Origin of the sequence: Variovorax xiamenensis (assembly GCF_050916385.1) — a bacterium.
Classification (GTDB): domain Bacteria; phylum Pseudomonadota; class Gammaproteobacteria; order Burkholderiales; family Burkholderiaceae_C; genus Variovorax.
On sequence record NZ_CP139038.1, the window covers coordinates 333,621 to 356,895 of the forward strand.

Here is a 23,275-nt window from a genome sequence, read left to right on the forward strand (position 1 = left end):
CACGTGCAGTGGGCCGACGTTCTCGGCATGAGCGTCGGCGACCTCGTGGCGCTGGCCGCCGTCGTGCTGGCCGCCGTTCTCATCGTCGGCAGCGTGGTCACCAATTCGCGCTTCCGCGGCGAGGAGAAATTGTGGGAGCAGCTGCGTGCTCATGGGCGACGCACGGAGGCCGAGATCGTCGGAATCGCGCGCCCGCCCGACCGCCTCATCAAGCGTGGACGCCATGCGGCGGACATGGCTGCCGCGGAGCTTCGGCTGACATTCAGCGACGCCGCCGGCCAGCGCCACGACGCCAACGTGCGCACCTTCATCGACACCGAGCTGATCGCCAACTTCACCGCGGGCCGCAAGGTCCATGTAGTCCACTCGAATGACAAGCCGCCCCAGGTGGCGATCGACCGCGACCGCACGCAACTCGAGATACCCAGTACCGACTGATGAAGATCATCAAGCCGCTGCGCGTCAGCATGCTCACCCGCCCCTTTCCGAAGGACCAGCGCCACTGGCTCTCGATGACGGCCATCGCCATGACCGACAGCCTTGCCGCCGACGCGCGCCTGGTGCCGGAGCCCGAGGTGTGGAAGACCCTCGCCGCCGAACTGGGCAGTGATTTCGCGTTCGACGCGGGAATGCCCAAGGCCGGACCCGAATTCCTCGTCACCGGCAATGCCTATACGCACCACCAGCAGGACAAGACCCAGTGTGCTGTGTCGGTGCAGGTGCAGGGCCGGCGCAAGACGCTGCACGTATCCGGCGATCGGTTCTGGCTCGACGGACGGGCCACCGCGCCGCAGCCCTTCGATGCGATGCCCATCGATTGGGGCCATGCCTTCGGTGGACCGGGCCATGCGGAAAACCCTGTCGGCATCGGCACGAGCGACGAGGTCGTCAACGGACTGCGTACGCGACGCCTTCCCAACATCGAACTGCCGACGCAGCGCCTGAACCGGCCGGACGACGTCCGCGCCCCTGCGGGTTTCGGTGCCATGGACGAAACCCGTCCTTCGAGGGCCGCGCGCCTCGGGCGCAATTACGACGAGCATTGGAAGCAGCACCTGTTTCCGGGCTATGCCTCCGACATGGACTGGCGCTACTTCAATATCGCACCCGAAGACCAGTGGCTTACACCGGCGGACGGCGGCCTGTCCGGTGCGGCCTTCGAAGTCGTCAACATGCACCCCACGCATCCTGTGCTGTCGGGGCGGTTGCCCGACTGGCGCGTGCGTGGCTTCGTGGTCCGCGGCGCGCATCATCCGCGCCCGCTGGACGGCGCGGTGCTGGAGGACTTTCCGCTCACCGCGACGACCGCATGGTTCTTTCCGCACCTCGAGCGCGTGGCCCTGATCTTCCATGGCGTGACGCCGATCGCCGAGGACGACGCGGCAGACATCAGCCATGCGATGGTCGCGCTGGAGGAAGGCGCCGGGGAGCCGCTTCCGCTCGAAGGTTATCGCGAGACGCTGGTCACGCGCTGCGAATCCGAAGACCGCGCGCTCTACTTCATGCGCGACGAGCAGCTGATGCCGGAGCGCATCATCGGCCCTTGGCCGGATCTCGACGCGGCGATACCGCCACCGAGCCCGCTCAAGCGCAACATGCAGGCACGCGCGCAGCAGCTGAGCGCCGAACTGGACGCGAAGGCCCGCGCAGCCGGCGTGGACACTTCCGAGTACGAGCGGGCCGTGCCCGCGGATCCGGCCTTGCCCACGCTGCGAGAGCTGCCCGCCTTCATTGCGAAGATGCGCCAGTCGATCGCCGATCAACGCCGCAAGCTCGACGAGGCCCGCGAGGAAATCGACCGCGCGGCGAAGGCCAACGCGGTCGAGTCGCGAAAGGCCGGCTTCGACACCTCCACCTTCGTTGCCGAGGCGGCCTCTATGAAGCCCAAGGGCCCGCCGCGTTTCGACATGTGGCCGCGCGTCGAGCGGATGGCAAGCGACAACCATGCGGGTGGTGCGACCCCAATGACTGCCGAAGCCAGGGCGCAGATGAAGCGCATGATCGAAGGGGCGGACGAGAAGCTGCTCGCGAACTATCGGCGAACGGCCCAATACCAGGATGCCGCCGATCCCATGGCCTCGGAGGCGGCACAGCGCGTCCGCGAGCAGGTCGCGTCCATCCTGGCGGGCTCCCGCGATTTTTCCGGCATGGACCTGACAGGTGCCGATCTCTCCGGAATGGACCTTCGCGGCACACGCTGGCACGAGACGCTGCTCGAAAGCGCGGACTTCACCGACAGCTGCCTCGACGAGGCCGACATGTCGCAGGCGCTGCTTGTGCGCGCCAGGTTCATGCGGACTTCGCTTCAGGGGGCGAACTTCGCCAAGGCCAACATGGCGCTGGTGCAGGCCGAATCGGCCGACTTCAGCCGGTCCCGCTTCGACGGGACCACGCTCGACCAGGTCCGCGCGAGCGGCTGCGATTTCGCCGAAGCGGCCATGGACAACCTGGTGCTGAGCCAGGCGCGTCTGGAAGGCTGCAGCTTCGAGGACGCCAGGCTCTCGTCCGTGGATTTCGACGATGGCACCGAACTGAAGGTGGTGCGCTTTGACCGCGCGCGTCTGCAAAAGGCATCGTGGATCGAATGTGCCGTGCAGGACCTGAGCTTCGCTGGCGCCCGGCTTGAAACCTGCGACTGGACGGACACCCGCTGCGACGGCGGCATCGATTTCTCGGCCGCACGGATCGACAGCACCTGCTTCGTGGGCGACGCGGTACTGCGGCATGCCTGCTTCCGCAATGCCGCGCTGGTCGACTGCAGCCTGCGTGACGCGCGGCTCGACGAAGCCGACTTCACGCAGGCGAAGCTGGACAACAGCGACTTCTCGAATGCGTCGATGCGCGGCGCCGTACTGCACCGTGCTGACGCCGTGAACTGCATGTTCGTGCGCACCGATCTCACTGCGGCTTCGCTGGTCGACATCAACCTCATTGCCGCGAACCTCGACAAGGCCGTGCTGGTATCGGCCGACTTCCTGCGTGCCAACCTGTTCCAGGCCGACCTCGGGCAGTGCTTGATCGACGACACGACCCGCTTCGACGAGGCCTATACCGAGCAGGTCAAGACGGTGCCACGGCGCAAGCCCGAAGAGAAGACCGCATGACACCCACGCGATTGCAGGCCATGGTCAAGGGCGGACAGGAAATCAGGGAGCGGTCATTGCGTGGTCTGGACCTGCGCGGGCTCGACCTCTCCGGTGGATTGTTCGCGCACAGCGATTTCACCGGCGTCGACCTGGAGGGCGCGAACCTGGAGGGGAGCGTGTTTGACGAATGCAGGTTGGAGGGCGCCGCCCTGAGGTCCGCCCACCTGGCCGACTGTGTCTTCAATGCCTGCGAGGCTCCTGGTGCTCTTCTGGACGATGCCGTGCTCCGGGACGTGACGTTCCATCGCTCGGACCTGTCGGGTGCGAGCATGCAGCGCGTGGACGCCGGCGTCGCCAGCTTCGATCACTGCACGATCGACGGCGCATCTTTCCGCGGTGCGGTGTCGGAATCGTTGATCTTCTACGGTTGCACGCTCGATCGCACCGATTTCATGGGCACCTCGCTACCGAAGGCGACCTTCTACCAAGCCGACCTGCGCACCGCGATGTTCGCCGGATGTGACTTCGACAAGGCGATCTTCACCGAGTGCGACTTGTCGGGGCAGGTGATGAGCGGACTGCGCTTCGAGTCATGCCAGTTCACCGATGCCGATCTTCGTCACTGCGATTTCGAAGGTGCATCGCTTGCGCGCTGCAACTTCAAGGGCGCGCAGATGGAGGGGGTCAGCCTTCGGCGCGTCCAGGCGCCGCAATGCCTGTTCCCGTTCGTGCAGTTCGCGGACGGAGCGTGCGTAGCCGGCGTTTTCACGCAGAGCATCTGGATCGATGCGCAGCTTGAGAGGGCCGACTTCTCTTCGGCCGACCTGGAGCAATGCATCTTTCATCGCGCGCGTTGCGGCGAGGCCCGCTTCACGGAGGCCCGGCTCACATATGCGGATTTCTCCTACGCCGACCTGCACGATGCCGACTTCCGTGGTGCTACGCTGATGCGAACCAAGGTGCACCGCGCGTTGCTCGAGGGCACGCGCATTCCCGATCGGGGCGGCCTGCTGGCGAACGAGCCCGAGCTCTTCGCCGCCGAGGAGTTCTCCGCGCGCCGCCGCTTCGACCCATTGACGACGAATCGAGGTTCCTCATGACAGTCGCTTCGCTGAGAACAACACAAAGGCCTGCCGCGGCGGCCGTCGAGGGCGCGCAGCCGGCGGCTGCGCCGGGAGGAGTGGTCAACGCGCTGGGCGTGGTCGCCTCGGTGCTGCCGGGCGGCATCTACAGCGTCGAGAGCGATGGCCGTGTGCTGCGCTGCCTGCGCGCCGCCAGCTGCCTGCTGCGTCCGGAAATCGGCGACACGGTGCTGGTCAACGGTCCCGACGAACGCCGCCTCTATCTCACGGCGGTGGCCGAGCAGGCCCAGCCCGGCGTGGCGCGCGTCGAAGTCGAGGGCGACCTGATGCTCGCCTCGGTCCGCGGAGCGGTCAGCATGGAAAGCGCCACGCAGCTGAACTTGCGGGCGCGCCAGGGAACCACGCTCAGGGGGCCGCAGCTCGAGATCGACGCGGACGAGGCCCGCTGCCGCATCGGGCGGCTGGACTACAGCGGCGAGGAAGCCCGGGCGACAGTGTTCAGCATGCGGGTGATCGGGCGGGTCTACGAGGTCGTGGTGGACCGCCTGGTGCAGCTGAGCAAAAGCGCCTTCCGCATGACCGAAGGCATCGACCAGGTGCAGGCCGGACAGATCGACTACCGCGCGAGCGAGATGACACGGCTGCACGGCAAGAACACCGTGATCACAGCGCGAGACCTCGTCAAGGCCGACGCCAAGCAGATCCACATGGGCTGACCGCATTCCGGAAAGCCGCAAGAAACCCGCAAAGGAGAATCCGCATGTTTGCCAACTGCCAGCTCATGGGCGTCGACATTGCCTTTCCCGATGTCTGCAAATCGCCAATTGTTCCGATCCCGTGGCCGAACTTTGCGCTGGGATGCACCGCTATACCGAAGGCCTGGAACATCCTCTACCTGTGCACGCCTGCGCACAACCTCGCGACCACCACGCCGCTGACCAACGGCGACAACGCCGGCGTGGGCCTGGGCGTCGTGATGCCGCGCGTGATGTCGGAGTCGCGACACACCATCGGAGCCTTCACGCTGCGCATCAAGGGTTCGCCGCAGACACGCGTGACCAGCCTCACGCGCCAGAACGGCGGCAACGCCTTCGGCATGCGCATCGTGCCTAGCCAGCCCAAGATCCTCGTGCTGGCGGCTTGAGGCGCGGGTATCAGCCGTTGCGCGGTGACGCCGTCCCCGCCAGCGTCACCTGCTGCGGAAACCCCACCCAGACAGCCAACGCCGAGTAGTTGTCCTGCGAGTCATCGGCCTTCGCCTCGGCCGCGCGACGGATCAGCGCCAGCCACTCTTCCGCGCTGTCGGCCAGCTGCAATGAACGCTCCATCACCTGCTGCGAGATCAGCTGCCACAACCCGTCGGTGCACAGCAGGAAGGCATCGCCATCGGCCAGGCGCTGCGGCGCGGTGATGGTGGCCTCTGCCGTCGCACGCGCACCTAGCGCGCGATACAGCAGATTGGTCTTCACGAGACGTTCCCCGCCGTTCTGGTGGCTCGCGGCGGCATCGCCAGAGCGCTCCGAGAGACTGTGATCCTCCGTGCGCTGCATCAGCGCGCCGCGGCGGAACCAGTACAGGCGGCTGTCGCCCACATGCGCCCAGCATGCCTGGTTGGTGATGCGGTCGACGAAGAGCGACACGAAGGTCGCGCTCATGCGGCTCTGTTCGGTCAGCTCGCGCTGCTTCGCGAGGATGGCGTCGTTCGCCGCCTTCACGCAGCGCTGGATGTTGTCGGCGGCCAGTGAAGGCGCGGCCACGAAGGTGTCGAGGGCGGTGTCGACCGCGATGCGCGAGGCCAGCTCGCCGCCCGCGTTGCCGCCCACGCCGTCGCTCACCACGAAGCAGCCGTTGCGCTCGTCGAGGTGGTAGCCGATGGCGTCCTGGTTGCCGCTGCGCTCGCCGACGCAGGAGAACTGCGAGGTCGAGATCGGAACGGCGAACGAGGAAGTAGACGAAGAGCGGGTGGCTTCAAGCACGGCGCGCCTCCTTCAGTCGTTCCATTTCCTTGTCGTAGGCCTGCTGGAAGGCGCGACCGAAGACGGCCTGGAAGTCGTCCTCGACGGCTGCCGTGGTCTCGGTGTGCAGCTGCTGCAGCTCGCGCCACAGGCGTGCTTCGCGGCCGCCGGGCAGCAGCTTCTCGCCGAGGCTGCCGTCGTGCGGAGTTTCGCGGCTGAGTGCTGCAGGGTCGAAGCGCTTCAGCAGCGTGAGCAGCGCGGCGCGCATGCCCGCGACCATGCCGAGCTGGTGCGACTGAAGGTCGCCGAGCGCGTCGTGCACCGCGGCCTCGGGCGGCAAAAAGCCGGGCATGCGTGCGCCGAACATCTGCATCAGCACGGCGCGGCCATTCGGCAGGATCTTGAACGGGTTGTTCTCCTCGTCCACGATCATCGTGATCTCGGCGCGCACCTCGCGCTTGAGCATGGCGCGCGATGACAGCAGTTCGATCGTGCCGTCGGTGAAGGCACGCATGATGCGGCCGAGCCGCTGCATGGCCTCGATGTCGAGCTGCTGCTGGCCGGCGACTTCGGGCACGCCGGCGCCTTCGAGGAAGGCCTTGAAGAGGGCTTCCGATGACGATGAGGGCGCAGTTGCTGCTGCAGTCTCGGCCGGTGCTGTGGATTGCACCGGTGCCGTTGTCGCCGGTGCGAGCGTCGCAGCAGGTGCCACGACGACGGGCGCTGCAACCGGGGCCGGCTCCGCAGCTGGAGGCGGCTCTGGCTTGATCTCCTGCACCACGGGCGGAGGCGGTGGTGGGGGAGGAGGCGGTGGAGGAACCGGCGCGGGCGGAGGCGGCGGTGCTTCCACCCTCGGCGGCTCAGCAACGGATGCGGGCGCAGGAGCCGGCGCAGGCATCGCCACCGGATTCGGCGGACGGAACTGGGCCGCCACTTCGCGCGCATGGTTCGCATGGCTGTAACCCTGCACCGCCGGCCTGTTGTTCTGCAGCAGGTCGACCGCCGGGTGCGTGTCGCCGGGCAGCAGCGGATCGGTATGGGTCAGCGCCGTGGGGCGCGGATCGGAGAGCGGCGAATGCGCGCTCTCGTCGGATGCGAAGAAGGACAGCGGATCGACGCCGCGCTTGAGCGCCACGTCCGACATGTCCTTGGCCGCGTCGGGGTTCAGTTCGGCGAGCGGATCGACAGGATTGCGGCGCGCCTGCGAGGGCAGTTCGAAGGGCTCGTGCGCCATCGGGTCGGGCATCGGCGCGGGCGTGCTGTCGACGCGACGCGGCGCGTTGGCGAGGATGGCGTCCCAGTCCGCGGCGGAAGGCATTTGGGACGAAGCGCTGGTGCTCGGACTCGGGCCTTGCTTCTGCGGGGCCGACGGCGAAAGAGTGGCCCAGGGATCGGGCTGGGGCGCTGGCGCCGGTGCCGGCGGCTGCTGGTATTGCTGCTGGAGCGGAGGAACGAAGGCCTCGCTGGGCGCTGGTGCGAAAGCAGCTGGTGGCGGTACCGGCGCTGACTGGCGCGACGGCGACGGCATCGCCACCGTGGGCTGCGTATCGCCGATGGGCAAGGCGCCTTCGCCGAACAGGTCGGAGAAGACGTCGGATGCGCCGGAAGACGGCAACAGCGCGTCGATGGGGCCTGCAGCCGGCATCGGTGGCGCGGCCATCGCAGGCGGCGGTGCGTACTGTGCTGGCGCCGGCGACGCAGGAAAGGGAGGCGGAGCAGACACGTGAGGAGGAGGGGGCGCAACCGGAGGGTGTACCGCGCGCTGCGCGCTCGATGCCTCCAGCACATAGCTGCCGATCGCCACGCGGTCGCCATCGGCCACGCGCGCTTCCTGCTCGTGCGCGAGCGCACGTCCGTTCACGCTGATGGGCAGCACCGCGCTCATGTTGCGCAGCACCGCGACGCCGTCGTCGTCGAAGCGCACGGTGGCCTGCAGGCGCGAGATCTGGCGCTGCTCGTCGGGCAGCACGAGGTTGTTGTCGGGGCTGCGTCCGATCGTTCCTCCGGGCGCGGCGAGCAATGCCGAGGGGCCCGTGGCCACCGGCCTGCCTGCGTGTTCGATCACTGTCCAGCGCATGGCTTCTCCGTGTTGGTCTTCTCGCGCCGCAGTGCCGGTGCGGCCGCGATGTTCGTCATCAACGCTTCATTCGCTTGGCGGCCTCGAACGCGGGGCCCCACACCGGATGCTTGCGCTCCGCCACGTTGAGATCGAAGGTCGGGAACGCGTCGAGAATCTTGCGGAACTGCACGCGGCACTCGGCGATCTGGTTGGCCACGCAGTAGCTGAAGGCTTCGAGCTTCATCGCGTCGAGGCGCGTGGCCGGTTCGGCACCTTCGAAAACCGACACGCCGCCGCTCTTGAGCGTGCTGAGTGCCTTGGCATAGTCGCCTTCGTCATACGCCTGTTGCGCCTTCTCGAGCGTGGTGCGCGCCACTTGCTGGCTCAGTCGTTCGGGTTGCGGCGCGGGCTCCGGCGGTGGCGTGGTCGTGCAACCGGCGACCGCAAGAAGAGCTAGCGCCAGAGCAGGCAGACATGACTTCAATCTTCTCTCCTACCTTGCAAAAGGCAATGCTTGAGATAGTGTGCCGCTGTGTTGCGACATGCACGCTATGCGCCATCGTAAGGGCGCATGACTTCGATAATATAAGCCGCGAACCCTCGGGAGATTTCAATGCATCGACGAAGCTTGCTACAAGGCGCACTTGCAACCACACCGTTGTTTGCGGGCCTCATCAGCGGATGCGCATCGACGGCCAAGTCCATGCCCACGCCCTACGCGATCACCATCAGGATCGACGACGGCGTCAATCCTGACGGACGGGGCCAGGCCGCTCCCATCCTCGTCAAGGTCTTCGAATTGAAATCTTCCGGTAACTTCGAGACGGCAGACTACTTTGCATTACAAGACCGTGACCGCGAAACGCTGAGCACCGAACTGGTCAATGCCGACCAGGCCATCATGCGCAGCGGAGAGGAGCGCGTGTTCAAGCGCGAGGCCGGTCTCGACTCGCGCGCCATCGGCATCATCGCCGGCTATCGCAAGCTGGAAGCCGCTCGCTGGCGCATCGTGCTGCCGCTGAAGGAGCCCAAGCAAACCAACCTGTACAAGGTGTGGCAGTTCTCGCCGAGCGAGCAGGCCGTGCATGTCGCTGTGCGCAAGACGGGCATAGAGCTGCTACCAAGTCGTTAACTTTGGACAGAAGGTACTGATTCGCTAGTACCAAAGTGCGAGAAATTCATAAGCGAAATGCGGTGCAAAACGTAAGACTCGACGTGTAGCATCGAGAGCAAAACAAGTGGACCGGGAGGCCGCTCTCCAGCGCATCTCCCGCTCCGGCGTGAGCACTCCCCAGGAGGTCTTTTTGGTGACAGTTCGCAATCCGGGCGCCGCAAAGAACGGCGCCCATCCGCAGGCATTGGCGAATCGCGTGGTGTGGTCCGAGGGCATGTACCTGCGCCCGCAGCATTTCCAGCAAATGGAACGCTATGTCGAGCAATACGTGACTCGGCGCACCGCGGGCCTGCAAGGCGCGTATTGGGGTTGGCTGCATCTGGACATCGATCGCGACGCATACGCGCTGGGCCGCGTGTCGCTGCTCGGCGGCGCGGGCGTGATGCCCGACGGCACGCCCTTCTCGTTCGGCGCGGAAGACGCGCCGCTTCCTTATGAGGTGCCGAGCGATCTCACAGATGAACTCATCGTTCTCGCATTGCCGTTGCGCAGGCCCGGCAGCGAGGAAGTCATCTTCTCGGAAGACGAAGGCTCGGCCGCGCGCTTCGGCGTGATCGAGCGCGAAGTGAACGACGGCAATGCCGTCGCGCTCGGCCCCGCGGTGCTGCAGCTTGCCGCGCCGCGCCTGCGGCTCGCACGCGCTTCCTCGCTCACCGCCGAGTGGCAGGCCATCGGCGCGGTGCGCGTGATCGAGCGGCGCACCGATCACAAGCTGGTGGTCGACGCCAACTACATCCCGCCAGTGCTCGATGCATCCGCGCACGCCATGCTGCGCAGCATGATCGCGGAACTGCACGGCCTGCTCACGCAGCGCTCCGAGGCACTGGCCTCGCGTCTTTCGCAGCCCGGACGCGGCGGCGTGAGCGAAGTTTCCGACTTCCTCCTGCTCGAGCTGGTCAACCGCTATCTCGCACTCACCTGGCATGCGCAGCAGGCCGTGCAGGTACACCCTGAAGAACTTTTCGTCGACTGGCTCAAGCTGGCCTGCCACCTGGCCACGCACACGTCGCCCACGCGCCGCCCGGTGCTGTGGCCGGTGTACGACCACGACAACCTCAACGAGTGCATCCGCCCGCTGCTCGAAGAGCTGCGGCGTTCGCTCTCCGCCGTGCTCGAGCAGAGCGCGATCGCCATCGAGCTGGAAGAGCGCAGCCACGGCGTGCGCGTGGGCCGCATGCCCGATCCGGTGCTGGTGCGCAACGCGGGCTTCGTGCTCGCGGTGCATGCCGACCTGCCGGCCGACGCCATCCAGCAGCGCTTCCCGACGCAGGTGAAGATCGGCTCGGTCGAGCGCATCCGCGACCTCGTGCAGCTGCAGCTTCCGGGTGTGGTGGTGCGTCCGCTGCCGGTGGCGCCGCGGCAGATTCCGTACAACGCGGGCTATCACTATTTCGAACTCGACAAGAGCGGCGACATGTGGCGCCAGCTCGAAAAATCGGGCGGCGTGGCAATGCACCTGGCCGGTGACTTTCCCGGGTTGGCCATGGAGTTCTGGGCCATCCGTCCGTGAGGGACTCTATGAACGGTGTCAATGACATGGCCGTCGGCCCGGGAGGCTTCGTGCCGCCGAACCCGGGCGGCGGCAACGCCGATACGGGCGGCATGCCCGCCGCACAGCGCGGACTTGGCGCGCAACCCGATTCCTTCACCGCATGGCACGACGCGCGGCGCCCGCATGCGGGCGACACGGCGCTCGCGGGCAACAACCCGCTCGTGGCCGCTGCCAATCCGCTGCTCGACCTGATCCCGCAGATCCGTGCCACCGGCCACCACCCCGCGCCGTCGCAACTGCGCGAGCACCTGGTCGACGAGGTGCGCCGCTTCGAAACGCGCGCGCAGCAGGCGGGCATTGCGCCCGAAGTCATCATCGGCGCGCGCTACTGCCTGTGCACGGCAGTCGACGAAGCCGCCGCGCTCACGCCGTGGGGCGGCAGCATCTGGTCGTCGCAGAGCCTGCTGGTGATGTTCCACAACGAGACCTGGGGCGGCGAGAAGTTCTTCCAGCTCCTGTCGCGCCTGGTGCAGAACCCGCAGCAGCACCTGCACCTGATCGAGCTCATCTACTTCTGTCTGGCCATGGGTTTCGAGGGGCGCTTCCGCGTCATCGACAACGGCCGCTCGCAGCTCGAGACGCTCAAGCAGCGGCTGCTGCAGATCATCCGGCAGACGCGCGGCGAAATCCCGGTGCCGCTGTCGCCGCATTGGCAGGACGGCAGCGCGCCGGTGCGCCGTTCGCGCAACTGGCTGCCCGTGTGGGCCGTGGGCGCGGTGGCGGCTGTGCTGCTGGTGGCCGTGTTCGCGTTTCTCACTTTCAATCTTGCGGGCCACTCCGACGGCGCCTTCGCGGCCGTCAATGCGGTGCGCCTGCCGCAGGCCGAGCGTGCGGTCGTCATGCCGGCGCCCGTGCCGCGCCTGCAGCGCTTTCTCGAGCCCGAGATCCGCGAAGGCCTGCTGACCGTGCGCGACGAGGCGGATCGCAGTGTCGTGGTGCTGCGCGGCGACGGTCTCTTCGCCTCGGGCTCCGACCGTGTGCTCGATCGCTATGCGCCGGTGCTCGTGCGCGTGGCCGACGCGCTCAACTCCGTGGAAGGCAACGTGCTGGTCAGCGGCTTCAGCGACGACCAGCCGATCCGCAGCGTGCGCTTTCCCTCCAACTGGCAACTCTCGCAGGCCCGCGCCGACGCGGTGAAGAAGATGATCGCAGCGCGCATTGCGCGGCCCGAGCGCCTGCGCGCCGAAGGCCGCGGTGACGCCGACCCGCTGGTGCCCAACGATTCCGCCGCGAACCGCGCGCGCAACCGCCGCGTCGAGGTGACGCTGCTGGTGGCGCCGGTGGCTCCCGCGCCACTCGTTGCGCCCGCACCCGCACCTGTTCCCGCACCGCGCTCCGGAGGCAACCGCTGATGCTGCGCGCCATCTTCCGTTTTCTCATCAGCCGCGACCTTTGGGTCTTTCTCGGTCTCGTCGCGCTCGCCTTCCTGATCTGGGTCATCGGCCCGGCCATCGCGGTGGGCCGCTATCGCCCGCTCGAAGACGAGATCGTGCGCATCGTGGTCATCGTGCTGATGTTCGCGATCTGGATCGTGCGCGTCATCTACCGCAAGTGGCGCGAGCGCCGGCTCAACGCGCAACTGCTCAACCAGTTGCGCACTCCTTCCAAGAGCGAGAAAGAGGCCAAGCCCGAGGACGCCCCCGAGATCAAGGAGCTGCAAAGCGGCTTCACCGACGCGACGAACATCCTGAAGAACATGCGCTTCGGCGCGGATGCCGACGGCAAGCCCGCGAGCCGCTTCTCGCTGTTCGACCGGCAGTACCTGTACCAGCTGCCCTGGTACATCTTCATCGGCGCGCCGGGCTCGGGCAAGACCACCGCGCTGGTCAACTCCGACCTCGACTTCCCGCTGGCTGACCAGCTCGGCAAGGCGGCGGTGCGAGGCATCGGCGGCACGCGAAACTGCGACTGGTGGTTCACCAACGAGGCGGTGCTGATCGACACGGCCGGCCGCTACACCACGCACGAGAGCAACCGCGAGACCGACGAGGGCGAGTGGAAGGGCTTCATCGAGTTGCTGAAGAAGTTCCGCCCGCGCCAGCCGATCAACGGCGCGATCCTCACCATCAGCATCGCCGACCTGCCGCTGGCTGACGACGCGCAGCGCGCGCGCCACGCGATGGCGCTGCGCAAGCGGCTGCTGGAGCTGCGCAACGACCTGGGCATCGACTTCCCGGTGTACGTGCTGGTCACCAAGACCGACCTGCTGGCCGGCTTCAACGAATACTTCGGCTCGCTGGGCCGCGCCGAGCGGCAGCAGGTGTGGGGCTTCACCTTCCCGATCCAGGGCAACCCGGCGAACAGGAAGGCCGGCAAGGGCACGGCGGCACCCGTGGGCGGCGACCTGCGCGAGCGCTTCCACCAGGAATACAAGCTGCTGCACCAGCGCCTGGACGAGCGCCTGCCCGAGCTGCTGGCGGCCGAGTCCGACCCGATGCGCCGCGCGCAGGCCTACCTGCTGCCGCAGCAGTTCGCGAGCTTCGAGGACATCCTCGGCACCTTCCTGGCCGATGTGTTCAACCCGTCGAAGTTCGAGGCCGCGTCGATGCTGCGCGGCGTGTACTTCACCAGCGGCACGCAGGAAGGCACCGCCTTCGACCGCGTGATGGGCGCCATCAAGCGCTACCTGCAGGTCAACGCACCGCCGGCACCGCCGCCGGGCCCGGGCAAGAGCTACTTCCTGAAGGAACTGCTGCAGCAGGTGATCTTCCGCGACGCGGGCGTGGCCGGCACCAACCTTCGCTGGTACCGGCGCAAGAGGGCCATCGACATCGCGGGCTACAGCGTGATCGGCGTGCTGCTGGTGCTGTTCCTCGGCGCCTGCGTGAACAGCTGGCGCAACAACAAGGACTACGTGGCCGAGGTCGACACCAACGCCAAGGCCTTCAACAAGGCCGCGGCGCGCGGCGAGCTGCCCACGGTGGTCGACACCAGCGGCGACATCGCCAGCTCGCTGCTCATCCTCGACAGGCTGCGCGACCTGCCGAAGTCCAGCCACTTCGACATCGGCGATCCGCCCACCTCCTACCGCTTCGGCCTCTACCAGGGCGAGAAGCTGCAGGCGGCCACCGACGGCGTCTACCAGCGCGCGCTCGAAACCGTGCTGCTGCCGCAGGCCGCGCAGCGCGTGGAACAGTCGCTGCGCGAAGCCGCGAAGAACGACGCCGAATACAGCTACGAGGCGCTCAAGGCCTACCTGATGCTGTACGACGCCGAGCGCTACGACGCCGACTTCCTGCAGGCCTGGCTGCTCACCGACGTGGACCGCAAGATCGGCGCCTCGCTCACGCGCGAGCAGCGCGCCAACCTCGAGTCGCACCTGAAGGCGCTGTTCTCGGGCCGCGTGGTGACCTCGCCCTTCGCGAAGGACGACAAGCTCATCACGCAGACGCGCGAACGTCTGGCCGGCGTGCCGCTGGCGCAGCGCTCGTACGCGCGGCTGCGCCGCATCCTGCTGCAGACCAGCCAGCCCAATGCCTTCACGATCGCCGAGGCGGGCGGCGCCGAGTCTGCGCTGGTCATCCGGCGCGCGAGCGGCAAGCCGCTGACCGACGGCATCCCGACGCTCTTCACCTACCGCGGCTACTGGGACATCTTCGACAAGCGCATGGCCGAGACCGCGCTGTCGCTCGAGCAGGAAGACCGCTGGGTGCTGCAGATCCGCGCGCCCGGCATCGCCGACATCACCTCGCGCGAGCTGCTGCTGCGCGAAGTGCGCCGGCTCTACCTCACCGACTACATCAAGGTGTGGGACGACTACCTCGTCGACATCCGCCTGGCCGACAGCCGCTCGCTGCTGCAGAGCATCCAGATGACGCGCGTGCTCTCCACCGCCGAATCGCCGATGTCGCGCATCATCCGCGGCGCCGCGCGCGAAACCGACCTGCTGCGCAACCACGACGAGGCCGCGCGCAGCCTGCTCGACCAGGCGCAGAACCGCGTACAGAGCACGCGAGAGCGCATCGAGCAGCTCATCGGCCAGCCCGACGGCAGCCAGCGCCGCAACACGCGCGTGGATCGCCCCGAGTCGCTGGTGGACAACCACTTCGAGCCGCTGCGCCGCATGGTGACCGCCCCCAAGCAGGGCGGCCAGGCGCCCATCGACGCGACGGCCGCGCTCATCAACGAGCTCTACAACTTCCTCACCGCAACCGATACCGCGCTGCGCAGCGGCAACATCCCGCCGACCAGCGACGCCGTCACCAAGGTGCAGGCCGAGGCCGGGCGGCTGCCGGTGCCGTTCCAGGGCATGCTGAACGATCTCTCCACCACCGCGTCGTCGAAGGCGGCGGCGGTGACGCGGCAGAACATCGGGCAGAGCGCGGCGGCCAGCATCGGCTCGTTCTGCAACCAGGCGATCGCGGGGCGCTATCCGTTCACGCGCGGCTCCAACCGCGACGTGGCTTCTGGCGACTTCGCGCAGCTATTCGCGCCGGGCGGGATGATGGACGACTTCTTCCAGAAGAACCTCATCACGCAGGTCGACACCTCGGTCAACCCGTGGGCCTTCAAGCGCGGCGTGGACGGCAGCGCGGCCGGGCGCTCGGCATACCTCGATTCCTTCCAGAAGGCGCAGGCCATCCGCGACGTGTTCTTCTCGGGCATGGCGGGCGGGCGCACGCCTTCGTTCACCATCGACATCCGGCCCGAGGACATGGACGCGCAGCTCACGCAGTTCACGCTCGACGTCGACGGCCAGACGGTGCGCTACGCGCACGGCCCGCAGGCGCCCAGCACCATCAAGTGGCCGGGCCCGCGCAACAGCAACCAGGTGCGCCTGCAGGTGACCACCGCCAACGGCACGCCGGCCGGCGGCATCGTGACCGAAGGGCCGTGGGCGCTGCACCGGCTGTTCGACAAGGCCTCCATCTCGGCGGGCAGCTCGCCCGAGTCGTTCAACGCGAGCTTCGACCTGCAGGGCAAGAAGGTGGTGCTCGCGGTCACGGCCAACAGCGTCTACAACCCGCTGCGCCTGCCGCAGATGAACAGCTTCTCCTGCCCCGGGAAGTCCTGAAATGAACAGCAGCATTCCCTCGCAGGCCTGGGTGCCCGTCGACGAGCAGATCGGCTGGTACGGCAAGCTGCCGGCCGCCGGCGACTTCCTCTATCGCCGCATGCCGCGCGAACTGCAGGCCTGGTGGGACCGCTGGATGCAGAACGGCCTGGGCAGCTTCAAGCGCTGGCCCGACGCGATGACGCGCCACTACGCGGTGGCGCCGGTATGGAACTTCGCGATTCCCGCCACGCAGGGCGTCGACGCGGTGCAGTTCGGCTGCATCGCGCCGAGCTGCGACCGCGTGGGCCGCTACTACCCCGTGTGCATCACGCTGCAGGTAGCCGCGCGCAACTACCGGCCCTCGGTGCTCGAAGGCTCGGCCGAGTGGTACTGGCAGTGCGGCACGGCGATGCTGCAGGCCATCCGCCACGGCGTGGCACCCGACCAGTTCGACAGCCAGGTGCTGGCGGCCGGCCGCGCCGGCTTCCAGACCGCCAGCGGCGGTTCGGACGACATTCTTTCGATCCTCGGGCCTACGGCCGGTGGCGCCACCGCCCAGCAGCGCCTGGGCTGGCCAGAGCTTCCACTGTGCTTCGACCCCTTCGGCAGCACCAGCTACTGGTGGACCAACCAGGCCGACGGATCGCCGTTGCGCACCGCGGCCCATGGCGGCGGGCTCAACACGCCGCTGTTTTCCAAGTTGTTTTCGCAGGGACATGTGCCATGGGCATGAACAAGAAGAGCCATATCGGCCGGCAGGCCCGGGGGGGCCACGAGGGTCATGGAGGCCATGAGGGCCACAGGGGCCATGGGGGCCATGAGGGCGGCCGTCCCGCAGGAGGAAAAGAAGCATGACGACCACGCACGGCATCGGAAGCCCGGCGGCCGACACGCAGGACGAGCGCCCGCACCCGCTGGGCGTGAACCACCGCCTCGACGAGTTCGAGCTGCTCGAGGTGATCGGCGAGGGCGGCTTCGGCATCGTCTACCGCGCCTACGACCATTCGCTGCAGCGCGAGGTGGCGATCAAGGAATACATGCCCGCCATGCTCGCGCGCCGCGTGGGCGACAACAGCGTGCACGTGCGCTCCGAGCGGCTCACGGCCACCTTCCAGGCGGGCCTGCGCAGCTTCATCAACGAGGCGCGCACGCTCGCGCAGTTCAGCCATCCGGCGCTGGTGCGGGTGCATCGCTTCTGGGAGGCGAACTCCACCGCCTACATGGCGATCCAGCTCTACAAGGGCCGTACGCTGCGCCGCCTGGCGGAAGACGAGCCCGGCAGGATCACCGAGCCCTGGCTGCTGGGCATGCTGGGGCCGCTGCTCGGCGCGCTCGAGACGCTGCACCGCAGCCAGTGCTTCCACCGCGACATCGCGCCCGACAACATCTTCATCCAGCAGGACGACCTGCCGGTGCTGCTCGACTTCGGCGCGGCGCGCAAGTCGATCGCCGACCTCGTCGACGAGGTGGCGGTGATGGTGAAGTCGGGCTACTCGCCCATCGAGCAGTACGCCGACGACAACACCCTGCTGCAGGGCGCCTGGACCGACCTGTACGCGCTGGGCGCGGTGCTGTACCGCGCGGTCACCGGCCACCCGCCGCCCTCGGCCGTGGTGCGCAGCGTGCAGGACGCCTACGCGCCGCTGTCGTCCATGGGCCGCGACGACCTGAGCCCGGCCTTCTGCGCCGCCATCGACCACACCCTGGCCGTGCACAGCAAGGACCGCACGCAGACCGTGGCCGCCTTCGCCGCCGAACTGGGGCTGGTGAAGTTGGGCGACATCTACGTGAGCGGCATGGGCGTGCCGACGGTGATCATTCCCGCCGCGCCTGTGTCGGCCACGCCGCCGCCTCCGCAGCTGACGCCGCAGCAGTTCTCGCCGGTGTCGGCGCCGGCGCCGCTGGAGCCGATGTCGATGCCCATGCCGGTGGCCGCGCCCGAGCCGGTGCGAGCTCCCTCGCCGGCGCCCGCGCCGCGCGCGGCGCAGGAAGAACGCGACAGCCGCGCCAAGGCACAGGCGGCGGCCCACGGCAACAAGAGCGCGCCCGCCCGGAAGCAGAAGCTCAAGCGCCCGCCATGGGGCATGGTCGGCGTGCTGTTGATCGCGCTCGTCGCCGTGGGGGCCTGGATCGGCCTGCGCCTCACCTCCGGCATGCAGCCGCAGGAGCCCTCCAAGACCGCGATGGTGCCGGTGCCGCCGCCGACCGATCCGATGTCGAGCAACACCGCACCGCCGGCAGCGATGCCGCCGGCGACCACCACCGGCGCCACGCCGCCCGCCACCGATGGCGTGCCGCCCGCCGTGGCCGGCGGCGGCGCCGCGCAGCCTCCGGCGGCGGCCGCCAGCGCGCCCGCCGCATCCACGGGGCCGCTGGCACCGCTCGAGAACGTTCCGGTCACCACGCCCGGGACCACGCCGACGACACCCGCCACGCCGGCGACGCCGCCCGAATCCGCTCTGGCCACCGCCGAAGCCGAAGACTGGAACCTCGCGCAGAGCGAGAACACGCGCGAGGGCTACGAGGCCTACCTGCGCCGCTACCGCCGCGGCCTGCATGCGCGCGAGGCGCGCAACGCCATCGCCGAGATCAACCGCGTCTCGCCGCCCTCGGTGCCGGTTGCCCCCGGCACGCAGCCGCCCGGAACCGTCGTGGCGGGCGCGACACCCGGCACGCCGGGGGCCGCTCCTGCGACGCCCGCCGCGGCGCCCGGCATGGGCCGCGTGCTGTTCAACGTGCGGCCGTGGGGCCAGGTGTTCGTCGACGGCGCGGATCGGGGCGTGAGCCCGCCGCTGAAGTCGCTGTCGCTGCGCCCGGGCATCTACAACATCGAGGTGCGCAACGGCGATCTCGAGGTGTTCCGCCAGCGCGTGACGGTGCAGGACAGCAAGTCCGCGCCCGTGGTGAGCCACGAGTTCAAGTAGCCGGGCGGCAGGGTCGCGCCCGCCGCCTGGCGACCCTTCTTTTGTTGGCTTGAGGCTGCATTGACGGCGATGCAGCGCGAAGGCTTTCGCCAATCGACTGGCCAAGCGACGGATCGTCGTATTCGCTCGATTTGTAATCGCGGCTGATGAGCCGTCTTCCTCGCTAACAGGTTCCTATTTGTTTTTGCACGCCTGCCTTGGGCAGGCTGCAGGCAGGACTGAGGTCGGCTTTTAACGAAAATTTTTTGATTTTGATTTGTCGAATTTTTGTTAATTCGATGTGCTGAGGTGCCGCGGCCGGTATTCAATTGGTGTCTTATTTTTAGTCAATTGAAAACATGTTATCGATTTTAAACTAACTATTTGGTGGTATTTTGCCGTTTGACGCCGTGGATTGGCATTGAATTCTCCCTCTTGGTCCTATGGCGATTGGGTTTTATTGAATTGGCTTGTTCGTAGCATTGGGTGCTAGACTTAATAGGCTCTCGCAGAAGAGTCGTGCCAAGTAAATAATAGATATTGCATGTAGGGAGGAAATCTTGAGCTATAGCCCGTTGCTTTTGCAGCGTTGGATTGCCACGTCCGAATCGGCTGTCCGATTGTGGGTTGGTCTTTCCATGGTTTGCCCGAAGACATTTTTCGGTGCGATCGGTTTGCGTTCGAGGTTTCTTTGATCTCGGGTCTTTTTCATGCGCGAGAACTGCTTCGCAATTGGCGAAGAAGTGCGCTGCTTGCCATATTGACGCTTTGCGCCGTATTGACGGGAGTGACGCAAGCCTCCGCTCAAACGGCGATTTCCGGCTCGATTTCAACTTCTGTCCGATGGACGGCCGCCGCCAGTCCATACGTGCTGAGCGGGACTGTTTCGGTGCAGGGCTCCGCGGTGCTGATGATCGATCCGGGTGTGGTCGTCTACATGGGGCCGGGCGCTGAACTCCGGGTCGATTCCGGAAGGCTGCTTGCTCAAGGCGACTCGGCTCGCCCAATCAAGTTCACTTCCGAAAAGGCGCGCTCAGGTGCGGCGCCGATGGCCGGCGATTGGGGGCAACTGGCTTTTGCGGCTGGTGCCTCGGGAAGCGCGCTCCAGCACACCGAAATTGCCTATGGTCGCGGCCTGCTCGTCAACGGCGCCGCTGTCGCGCTCGACAGCGTGCGATTGCTCAATCATGCTGCTCCGGCAATCTCTGCCGATTTGGCGGCCAGCCTCAGCGGCTCGGGAAATCAGGCCTCGGCAAACACGCTCAATGCGGTGGTGGTGCCGTCTGGCGACATCACGGGCACCACGCGATTCGGCCTGCGAGGCATTCCGTACCTGGTGCGTTCGGGCACTTTGTCCGTTGGCGCTTCTCCTTCAATCGACAGCGTTGAGCCCGGCAGCATCCTTGCCGGTGAGACGGTCACCCTGTCGCTCACCGGCAAGCGACTGACTGGCGCCGGTTCGCCCAAGTGGTCGCTGGCCGGCCTGACTGGGCAAGTGCTTGCTGGTGCGACCGACACGCGGCTGCAACTGCAGGTCGCGGCTGCGTTGACGGCTACCGCCGGCAATGCCGATCTCTCGCTGCTCACGGACGCCGGCGAAGCGATCAGGACCAACGCCTTGATCGTTCAGCGCAACCAGCCGCGCATCACGGCACTCAATCCGTCGAGCGTCTACACGTCAGCGGGCGCGACGACGGTCACCGTCTCGGGCAGTTTCCTTACCAATTCGACCGTCGTGGAGCTCGACGGGCAGCCGCTGCCCACCAGGTACGGCTCCGAGACCGAGCTCACCGCCAGCGTGCCGGAGCAGTTGGTTGCGGGCTCGCGCGGCGTCCGACTGCGCACGCCCGATCCGCTGAATCCTGGTGCTTTCTTGACATCCAATGTCCTGCCTCTCATGGTGCAGCAGGCGAGGGCTGGCTTTGTTCCGGCGACTGCGTCGATGTTCGCGGGCGCCTCGCAAGCCATCGCACTCCAGTTGCCCTTCAACGCACCAGCGGGTGGGCTCGAGTTCAATCTCACGTCGACCGCCCCTGCTATCGCAACAGTGCAGCCGAGCGTAGTCGTTCCGGCCGGCGCGAAGACGGCGACCTTCCTGGTGCAGGGCGTTGGCATCGGGGAGAGTCAAGTGATCGTGGCTCGTTCGGGCTGGGCCAATGCCACGCTGCCCGTGGCTGTGATCCAGCCGCCCGTCACACTGGCATACGAGCCCGTCACTTCGGCGCTGGTCGGCGTGCTCGTCGGCAGCGAGACGCAGCCGGTGGTCCGCTCGATCAACGGTTTGTCGTCGGAGCTTGTCGGTGTTTCATTCGGCGCGCATGCCAAACAGATCGCGCCAGCCGCAGGCGTGGTCGGCACCTCGCTCACACTTGAGATTTTCGGAGAGGGGCTCAGCGCCGTATCTGCGGTTCAGTTCGTGCCCGCGGACGGTCTCACGATGGGCGTTCCTTCGGTCAGCGCCGACGGCAAGATCCTGAGCGTGAACGTTGTCATCGACGTTGCCGCGATCAAATCAGCCCGCCGTCTGATCCTTTCCAGCGCCGCCGGCCGCGTGCCGTTCACGACGCCGGCTGGTGATCAGTTCGTAGTAGCAGCGCCGGCGCCGCGCATCGACTTCGTCAACCCGAACGTCGTGACCGTCGGTCAAGCGGCCGTCAAGCTCTCCATGGGTGGACAGAACCTGCGTGACATCCGCTCGCTGCGCTTCGAGCCACCGCAAGGCGTGACGGCCATCAACGCGCCGGTCGCGAACTCGGACGGGACACAGCTCGAGATCACCGTGCAGACCGATGCCGCTGCAACCAGTGGGCCGCGTTCCGTGATCGTTTCTACGGCGGGCGGTGAATCGTCCAGCGCTCCCACGTCGGGCAACACCTTCCAGGTAGCGCGTGAAGTCGGTGCGACCTATCGTGACCTTAGCTCACCCGTCGTGCGCGTGCAGATCGGCGATATCACGATCCCCCAGATCCAGCCAGTGGGCCCGGTTGTTTCTGCGCAGGTCGGCGTAGTGATCGGTGAGCCTCCGGTGCTGCCGAGTGGCAGTGTCGATCCGTTGGTGTCACCGGTGGTCGGCGTGATCGTCGGTTCGGGCGCATTCGACATGACCCCCAATGCCGCCAGCGTGGGGAGCACTGTCAACGTGCTGGTTCTGGGAACCGGCTTGTCGTCGGTAACGACTGTCGAGATGCAACCCGCAAGCCACCTCACGGTGAGCAACGTGGTGCCGAACGGTGCGGGTACGCAGGTCGGCTTCACCGTCGCAATCGATGCGGCCGCGGCCAAGACTGCGCGCCGCGTTGTGCTCAAGACCTCCGACGCCGCAAGCCCGGCGATTCCTTTCCTGTTGCCGGCGAAGTCGCAATTTCTCATCGCCGCACAGCTGCCGGTGGTCGATGTATCGATCAATCCGCAGGTCGTGGTGGCCGGCAAGCCGAAGGTCGACCTGATCGTACGTGGCCGCAACCTGCGCGACGTGCTGGGTGTGCGCTTCGTGCCGCCGCAGGGCATCACAGTCCTGGGTACACCCAAGGCCGATGCGGATGGCACGTCAATGCTGGTCAGCGTCCAGGCCAGTGCCGGCGCGGAGACCGGACCGCGCACGCTGGTGGTGGCAACTGTTGCGGGCGAATCGTCGGCGACGCCGACACCGTTCAATACTGTGCAGGTTGCGCGCACGGTAAGCGGACCGTTTGGTGATGCCAGGTCTCCGCTGGTGGGTGTAGTGGTCGGCGAGCCGCCGGTCGCACCGCCCGTCGCCAGGGAGGTCGTCGCACCGAATGTCCGCGTCCTCATGGGGCCGATCGTCAAGGCTGTGAGCCCAGACGGGATCGTCAAGGGAGCCACCGGCAGCCTGACCATCAGCGGCATCTCGCTCGACGGCGCGGCCGCTGCGAGCCTGATTCCCTCCGCATCGATTGGCGGCATCACGCTGGGCGCTCCTGTGGTCGACGCGTCGGGCTCAGAAGCGACGGTGCCGTTCGAGGCTGCCGCAGATGCGCCGAGCCACAGCTACCGGATCAACTTGCTCGATGCGACGGGCAAGCGCATTCCGACACTGACGGATACCCATCTACAACTGCGTGTGCTGAGTGCGCCGGTCATCTCTTCGTTCGAGCCGATCGTGATGACGCGCGGCCGCAGATATACGTTGGTGGTGCGCGGGATCAATCTCAAAGAGGTCCGGCGTATCGCGATCGAGCCTTCCGAGGACATCACGCTCGAGGAGTCGACGCTGACGTGGGGCACTGATTCGCTCGGTGAGAAGCTCAGCGTGCGCGTCTTCCTTTCGCCATCTGCCGCCACGGGGCCGCGCGTCATGCGGCTCGTGTATCCGGGCGGCGCCACGAGTGGCCAGGGCGCAACCAACAACACCCTCAACGTAGTCCCGGTGCAGTGATGAACCGATCTCCAATTTTTCCATGCTGGCCGCGGGCCATCTACAGCGGTGCTACCGAGGCAGCCGCATCTT

15 protein-coding genes are annotated in these 23,275 nt (G+C 67.0%); 12 read left to right on the plus strand and 3 right to left on the minus strand.

Annotation, left to right across the window (positions count from 1 at the left end; genetic code table 11):
- Positions 1 to 3: 3 nt before the first annotated feature.
- Genes SFB74_RS01450 through SFB74_RS01470 form a run of 5 tightly spaced genes read left to right on the plus strand, consistent with a single transcriptional unit; the run spans position 4 to position 5,312 of the window.
- Entirely contained in the window at positions 4 to 438 is a 435-nt protein-coding gene (locus SFB74_RS01450; RefSeq protein ID WP_126472482.1) for a hypothetical protein, read from the plus strand.
- Positions 438 to 3,104, plus strand: coding sequence for a DUF2169 family type VI secretion system accessory protein (locus SFB74_RS01455; protein WP_432728884.1), 2,667 nt, complete (start codon positions 438 to 440; stop codon positions 3,102 to 3,104). The genes SFB74_RS01450 and SFB74_RS01455 overlap by 1 nt, the downstream gene beginning before the upstream one ends.
- Entirely contained in the window at positions 3,101 to 4,186 is a 1,086-nt protein-coding gene (locus SFB74_RS01460) for a pentapeptide repeat-containing protein (RefSeq protein WP_432728885.1), read from the plus strand. Before SFB74_RS01455 ends, SFB74_RS01460 begins: the two co-directional genes overlap by 4 nt.
- Positions 4,183 to 4,884 (plus strand): DUF3540 domain-containing protein, encoded by a 702-nt coding sequence (locus SFB74_RS01465; protein WP_177213749.1) that lies wholly within the window; start codon positions 4,183 to 4,185, stop codon positions 4,882 to 4,884. Before SFB74_RS01460 ends, SFB74_RS01465 begins: the two co-directional genes overlap by 4 nt.
- Positions 4,885 to 4,928: 44 nt before the next feature.
- Positions 4,929 to 5,312, plus strand: a complete 384-nt coding sequence (locus tag SFB74_RS01470) for a DUF4150 domain-containing protein (RefSeq protein WP_093206783.1) — start codon at positions 4,929 to 4,931, stop codon at positions 5,310 to 5,312.
- Positions 5,313 to 5,322: 10 nt separating this feature from the next.
- Here the strand turns inward: SFB74_RS01470 and SFB74_RS01475 are convergent, their stop codons facing one another.
- The 3 genes from SFB74_RS01475 to SFB74_RS01485 are packed head-to-tail and all read right to left on the minus strand — an operon-like array spanning position 5,323 to position 8,558.
- Positions 5,323 to 6,144, minus strand: a complete 822-nt coding sequence (locus SFB74_RS01475; protein WP_432728887.1) for a PP2C family protein-serine/threonine phosphatase — start codon at positions 6,142 to 6,144, stop codon at positions 5,323 to 5,325.
- The gene (gene tagH / locus SFB74_RS01480; RefSeq protein WP_432728888.1) at positions 6,137 to 8,200 is read right to left on the minus strand and encodes a type VI secretion system-associated FHA domain protein TagH; all 2,064 of its coding nucleotides are present in this window, start codon (positions 8,198 to 8,200) and stop codon (positions 6,137 to 6,139) included. Before tagH ends, SFB74_RS01475 begins: the two co-directional genes overlap by 8 nt.
- 58 nt (positions 8,201 to 8,258) lie before the next feature.
- Positions 8,259 to 8,558 (minus strand): TssQ family T6SS-associated lipoprotein, encoded by a 300-nt coding sequence (locus tag SFB74_RS01485; protein WP_432728889.1) that lies wholly within the window; start codon positions 8,556 to 8,558, stop codon positions 8,259 to 8,261.
- A gap of 327 nt (positions 8,559 to 8,885) precedes the next feature.
- Between SFB74_RS01485 and tssJ the strand changes: the two genes are divergently transcribed.
- The 7 genes from tssJ (at position 8,886) to SFB74_RS01520 (ending at position 23,203) form a co-directional block, all read left to right on the plus strand.
- Positions 8,886 to 9,314, plus strand: a complete 429-nt coding sequence (gene tssJ / locus SFB74_RS01490; protein WP_432728890.1) for a type VI secretion system lipoprotein TssJ — start codon at positions 8,886 to 8,888, stop codon at positions 9,312 to 9,314.
- 256 nt (positions 9,315 to 9,570) lie between these two features.
- Complete coding sequence (gene tssK, locus SFB74_RS01495) at positions 9,571 to 10,866, plus strand: type VI secretion system baseplate subunit TssK (RefSeq protein ID WP_432731858.1); 1,296 nt, start codon at positions 9,571 to 9,573, stop codon at positions 10,864 to 10,866.
- Between the two features lie 8 nt (positions 10,867 to 10,874).
- Entirely contained in the window at positions 10,875 to 12,260 is a 1,386-nt protein-coding gene (locus SFB74_RS01500) for a DotU family type VI secretion system protein (RefSeq protein WP_432728891.1), read from the plus strand.
- Entirely contained in the window at positions 12,260 to 15,922 is a 3,663-nt protein-coding gene (tssM, locus tag SFB74_RS01505; RefSeq protein ID WP_432728893.1) for a type VI secretion system membrane subunit TssM, read from the plus strand. Before SFB74_RS01500 ends, tssM begins: the two co-directional genes overlap by 1 nt.
- 1 nt (position 15,923) lies before the next feature.
- Positions 15,924 to 16,637, plus strand: coding sequence for a type VI secretion system-associated protein TagF (tagF, locus tag SFB74_RS01510; RefSeq protein WP_432728894.1), 714 nt, complete (start codon positions 15,924 to 15,926; stop codon positions 16,635 to 16,637).
- 118 nt (positions 16,638 to 16,755) lie between these two features.
- Entirely contained in the window at positions 16,756 to 18,828 is a 2,073-nt protein-coding gene (locus SFB74_RS01515) for a serine/threonine protein kinase (protein WP_432728895.1), read from the plus strand.
- A gap of 622 nt (positions 18,829 to 19,450) precedes the next feature.
- Positions 19,451 to 23,203 carry an IPT/TIG domain-containing protein gene (locus SFB74_RS01520; RefSeq protein WP_432728896.1) on the plus strand — a complete coding sequence of 1,251 codons (3,753 nt, stop codon included), beginning with the start codon at positions 19,451 to 19,453 and terminating at the stop codon, positions 23,201 to 23,203.
- Positions 23,204 to 23,275 lie beyond the last annotated feature (72 nt).

Bases quoted from the DNA above. Each gene is read 5' to 3' on its own strand.
- SFB74_RS01455 (WP_432728884.1), top strand. From the start codon at position 438: ATGAAGATCATCAAGCCGCTGCGCGTCAGCATGCTCACCCGCCCCTTT.
- SFB74_RS01500 (WP_432728891.1), top strand. From the start codon at position 10,875: ATGAACGGTGTCAATGACATGGCCGTCGGCCCGGGAGGCTTCGTGCCG.
- SFB74_RS01460 (WP_432728885.1), top strand. From the start codon at position 3,101: ATGACACCCACGCGATTGCAGGCCATGGTCAAGGGCGGACAGGAAATC.
- SFB74_RS01470 (WP_093206783.1), top strand. From the start codon at position 4,929: ATGTTTGCCAACTGCCAGCTCATGGGCGTCGACATTGCCTTTCCCGAT.
- tssM (WP_432728893.1), top strand. From the start codon at position 12,260: ATGCTGCGCGCCATCTTCCGTTTTCTCATCAGCCGCGACCTTTGGGTC.
- tssK (WP_432731858.1), top strand. From the start codon at position 9,571: ATGTACCTGCGCCCGCAGCATTTCCAGCAAATGGAACGCTATGTCGAG.
- tagH (WP_432728888.1), bottom strand. From the start codon at position 8,200: ATGCGCTGGACAGTGATCGAACACGCAGGCAGGCCGGTGGCCACGGGC.
- SFB74_RS01515 (WP_432728895.1), top strand. From the start codon at position 16,756: ATGACGACCACGCACGGCATCGGAAGCCCGGCGGCCGACACGCAGGAC.
- tssJ (WP_432728890.1), top strand. From the start codon at position 8,886: ATGCCCACGCCCTACGCGATCACCATCAGGATCGACGACGGCGTCAAT.
- SFB74_RS01465 (WP_177213749.1), top strand. From the start codon at position 4,183: ATGACAGTCGCTTCGCTGAGAACAACACAAAGGCCTGCCGCGGCGGCC.
- tagF (WP_432728894.1), top strand. From the start codon at position 15,924: ATGAACAGCAGCATTCCCTCGCAGGCCTGGGTGCCCGTCGACGAGCAG.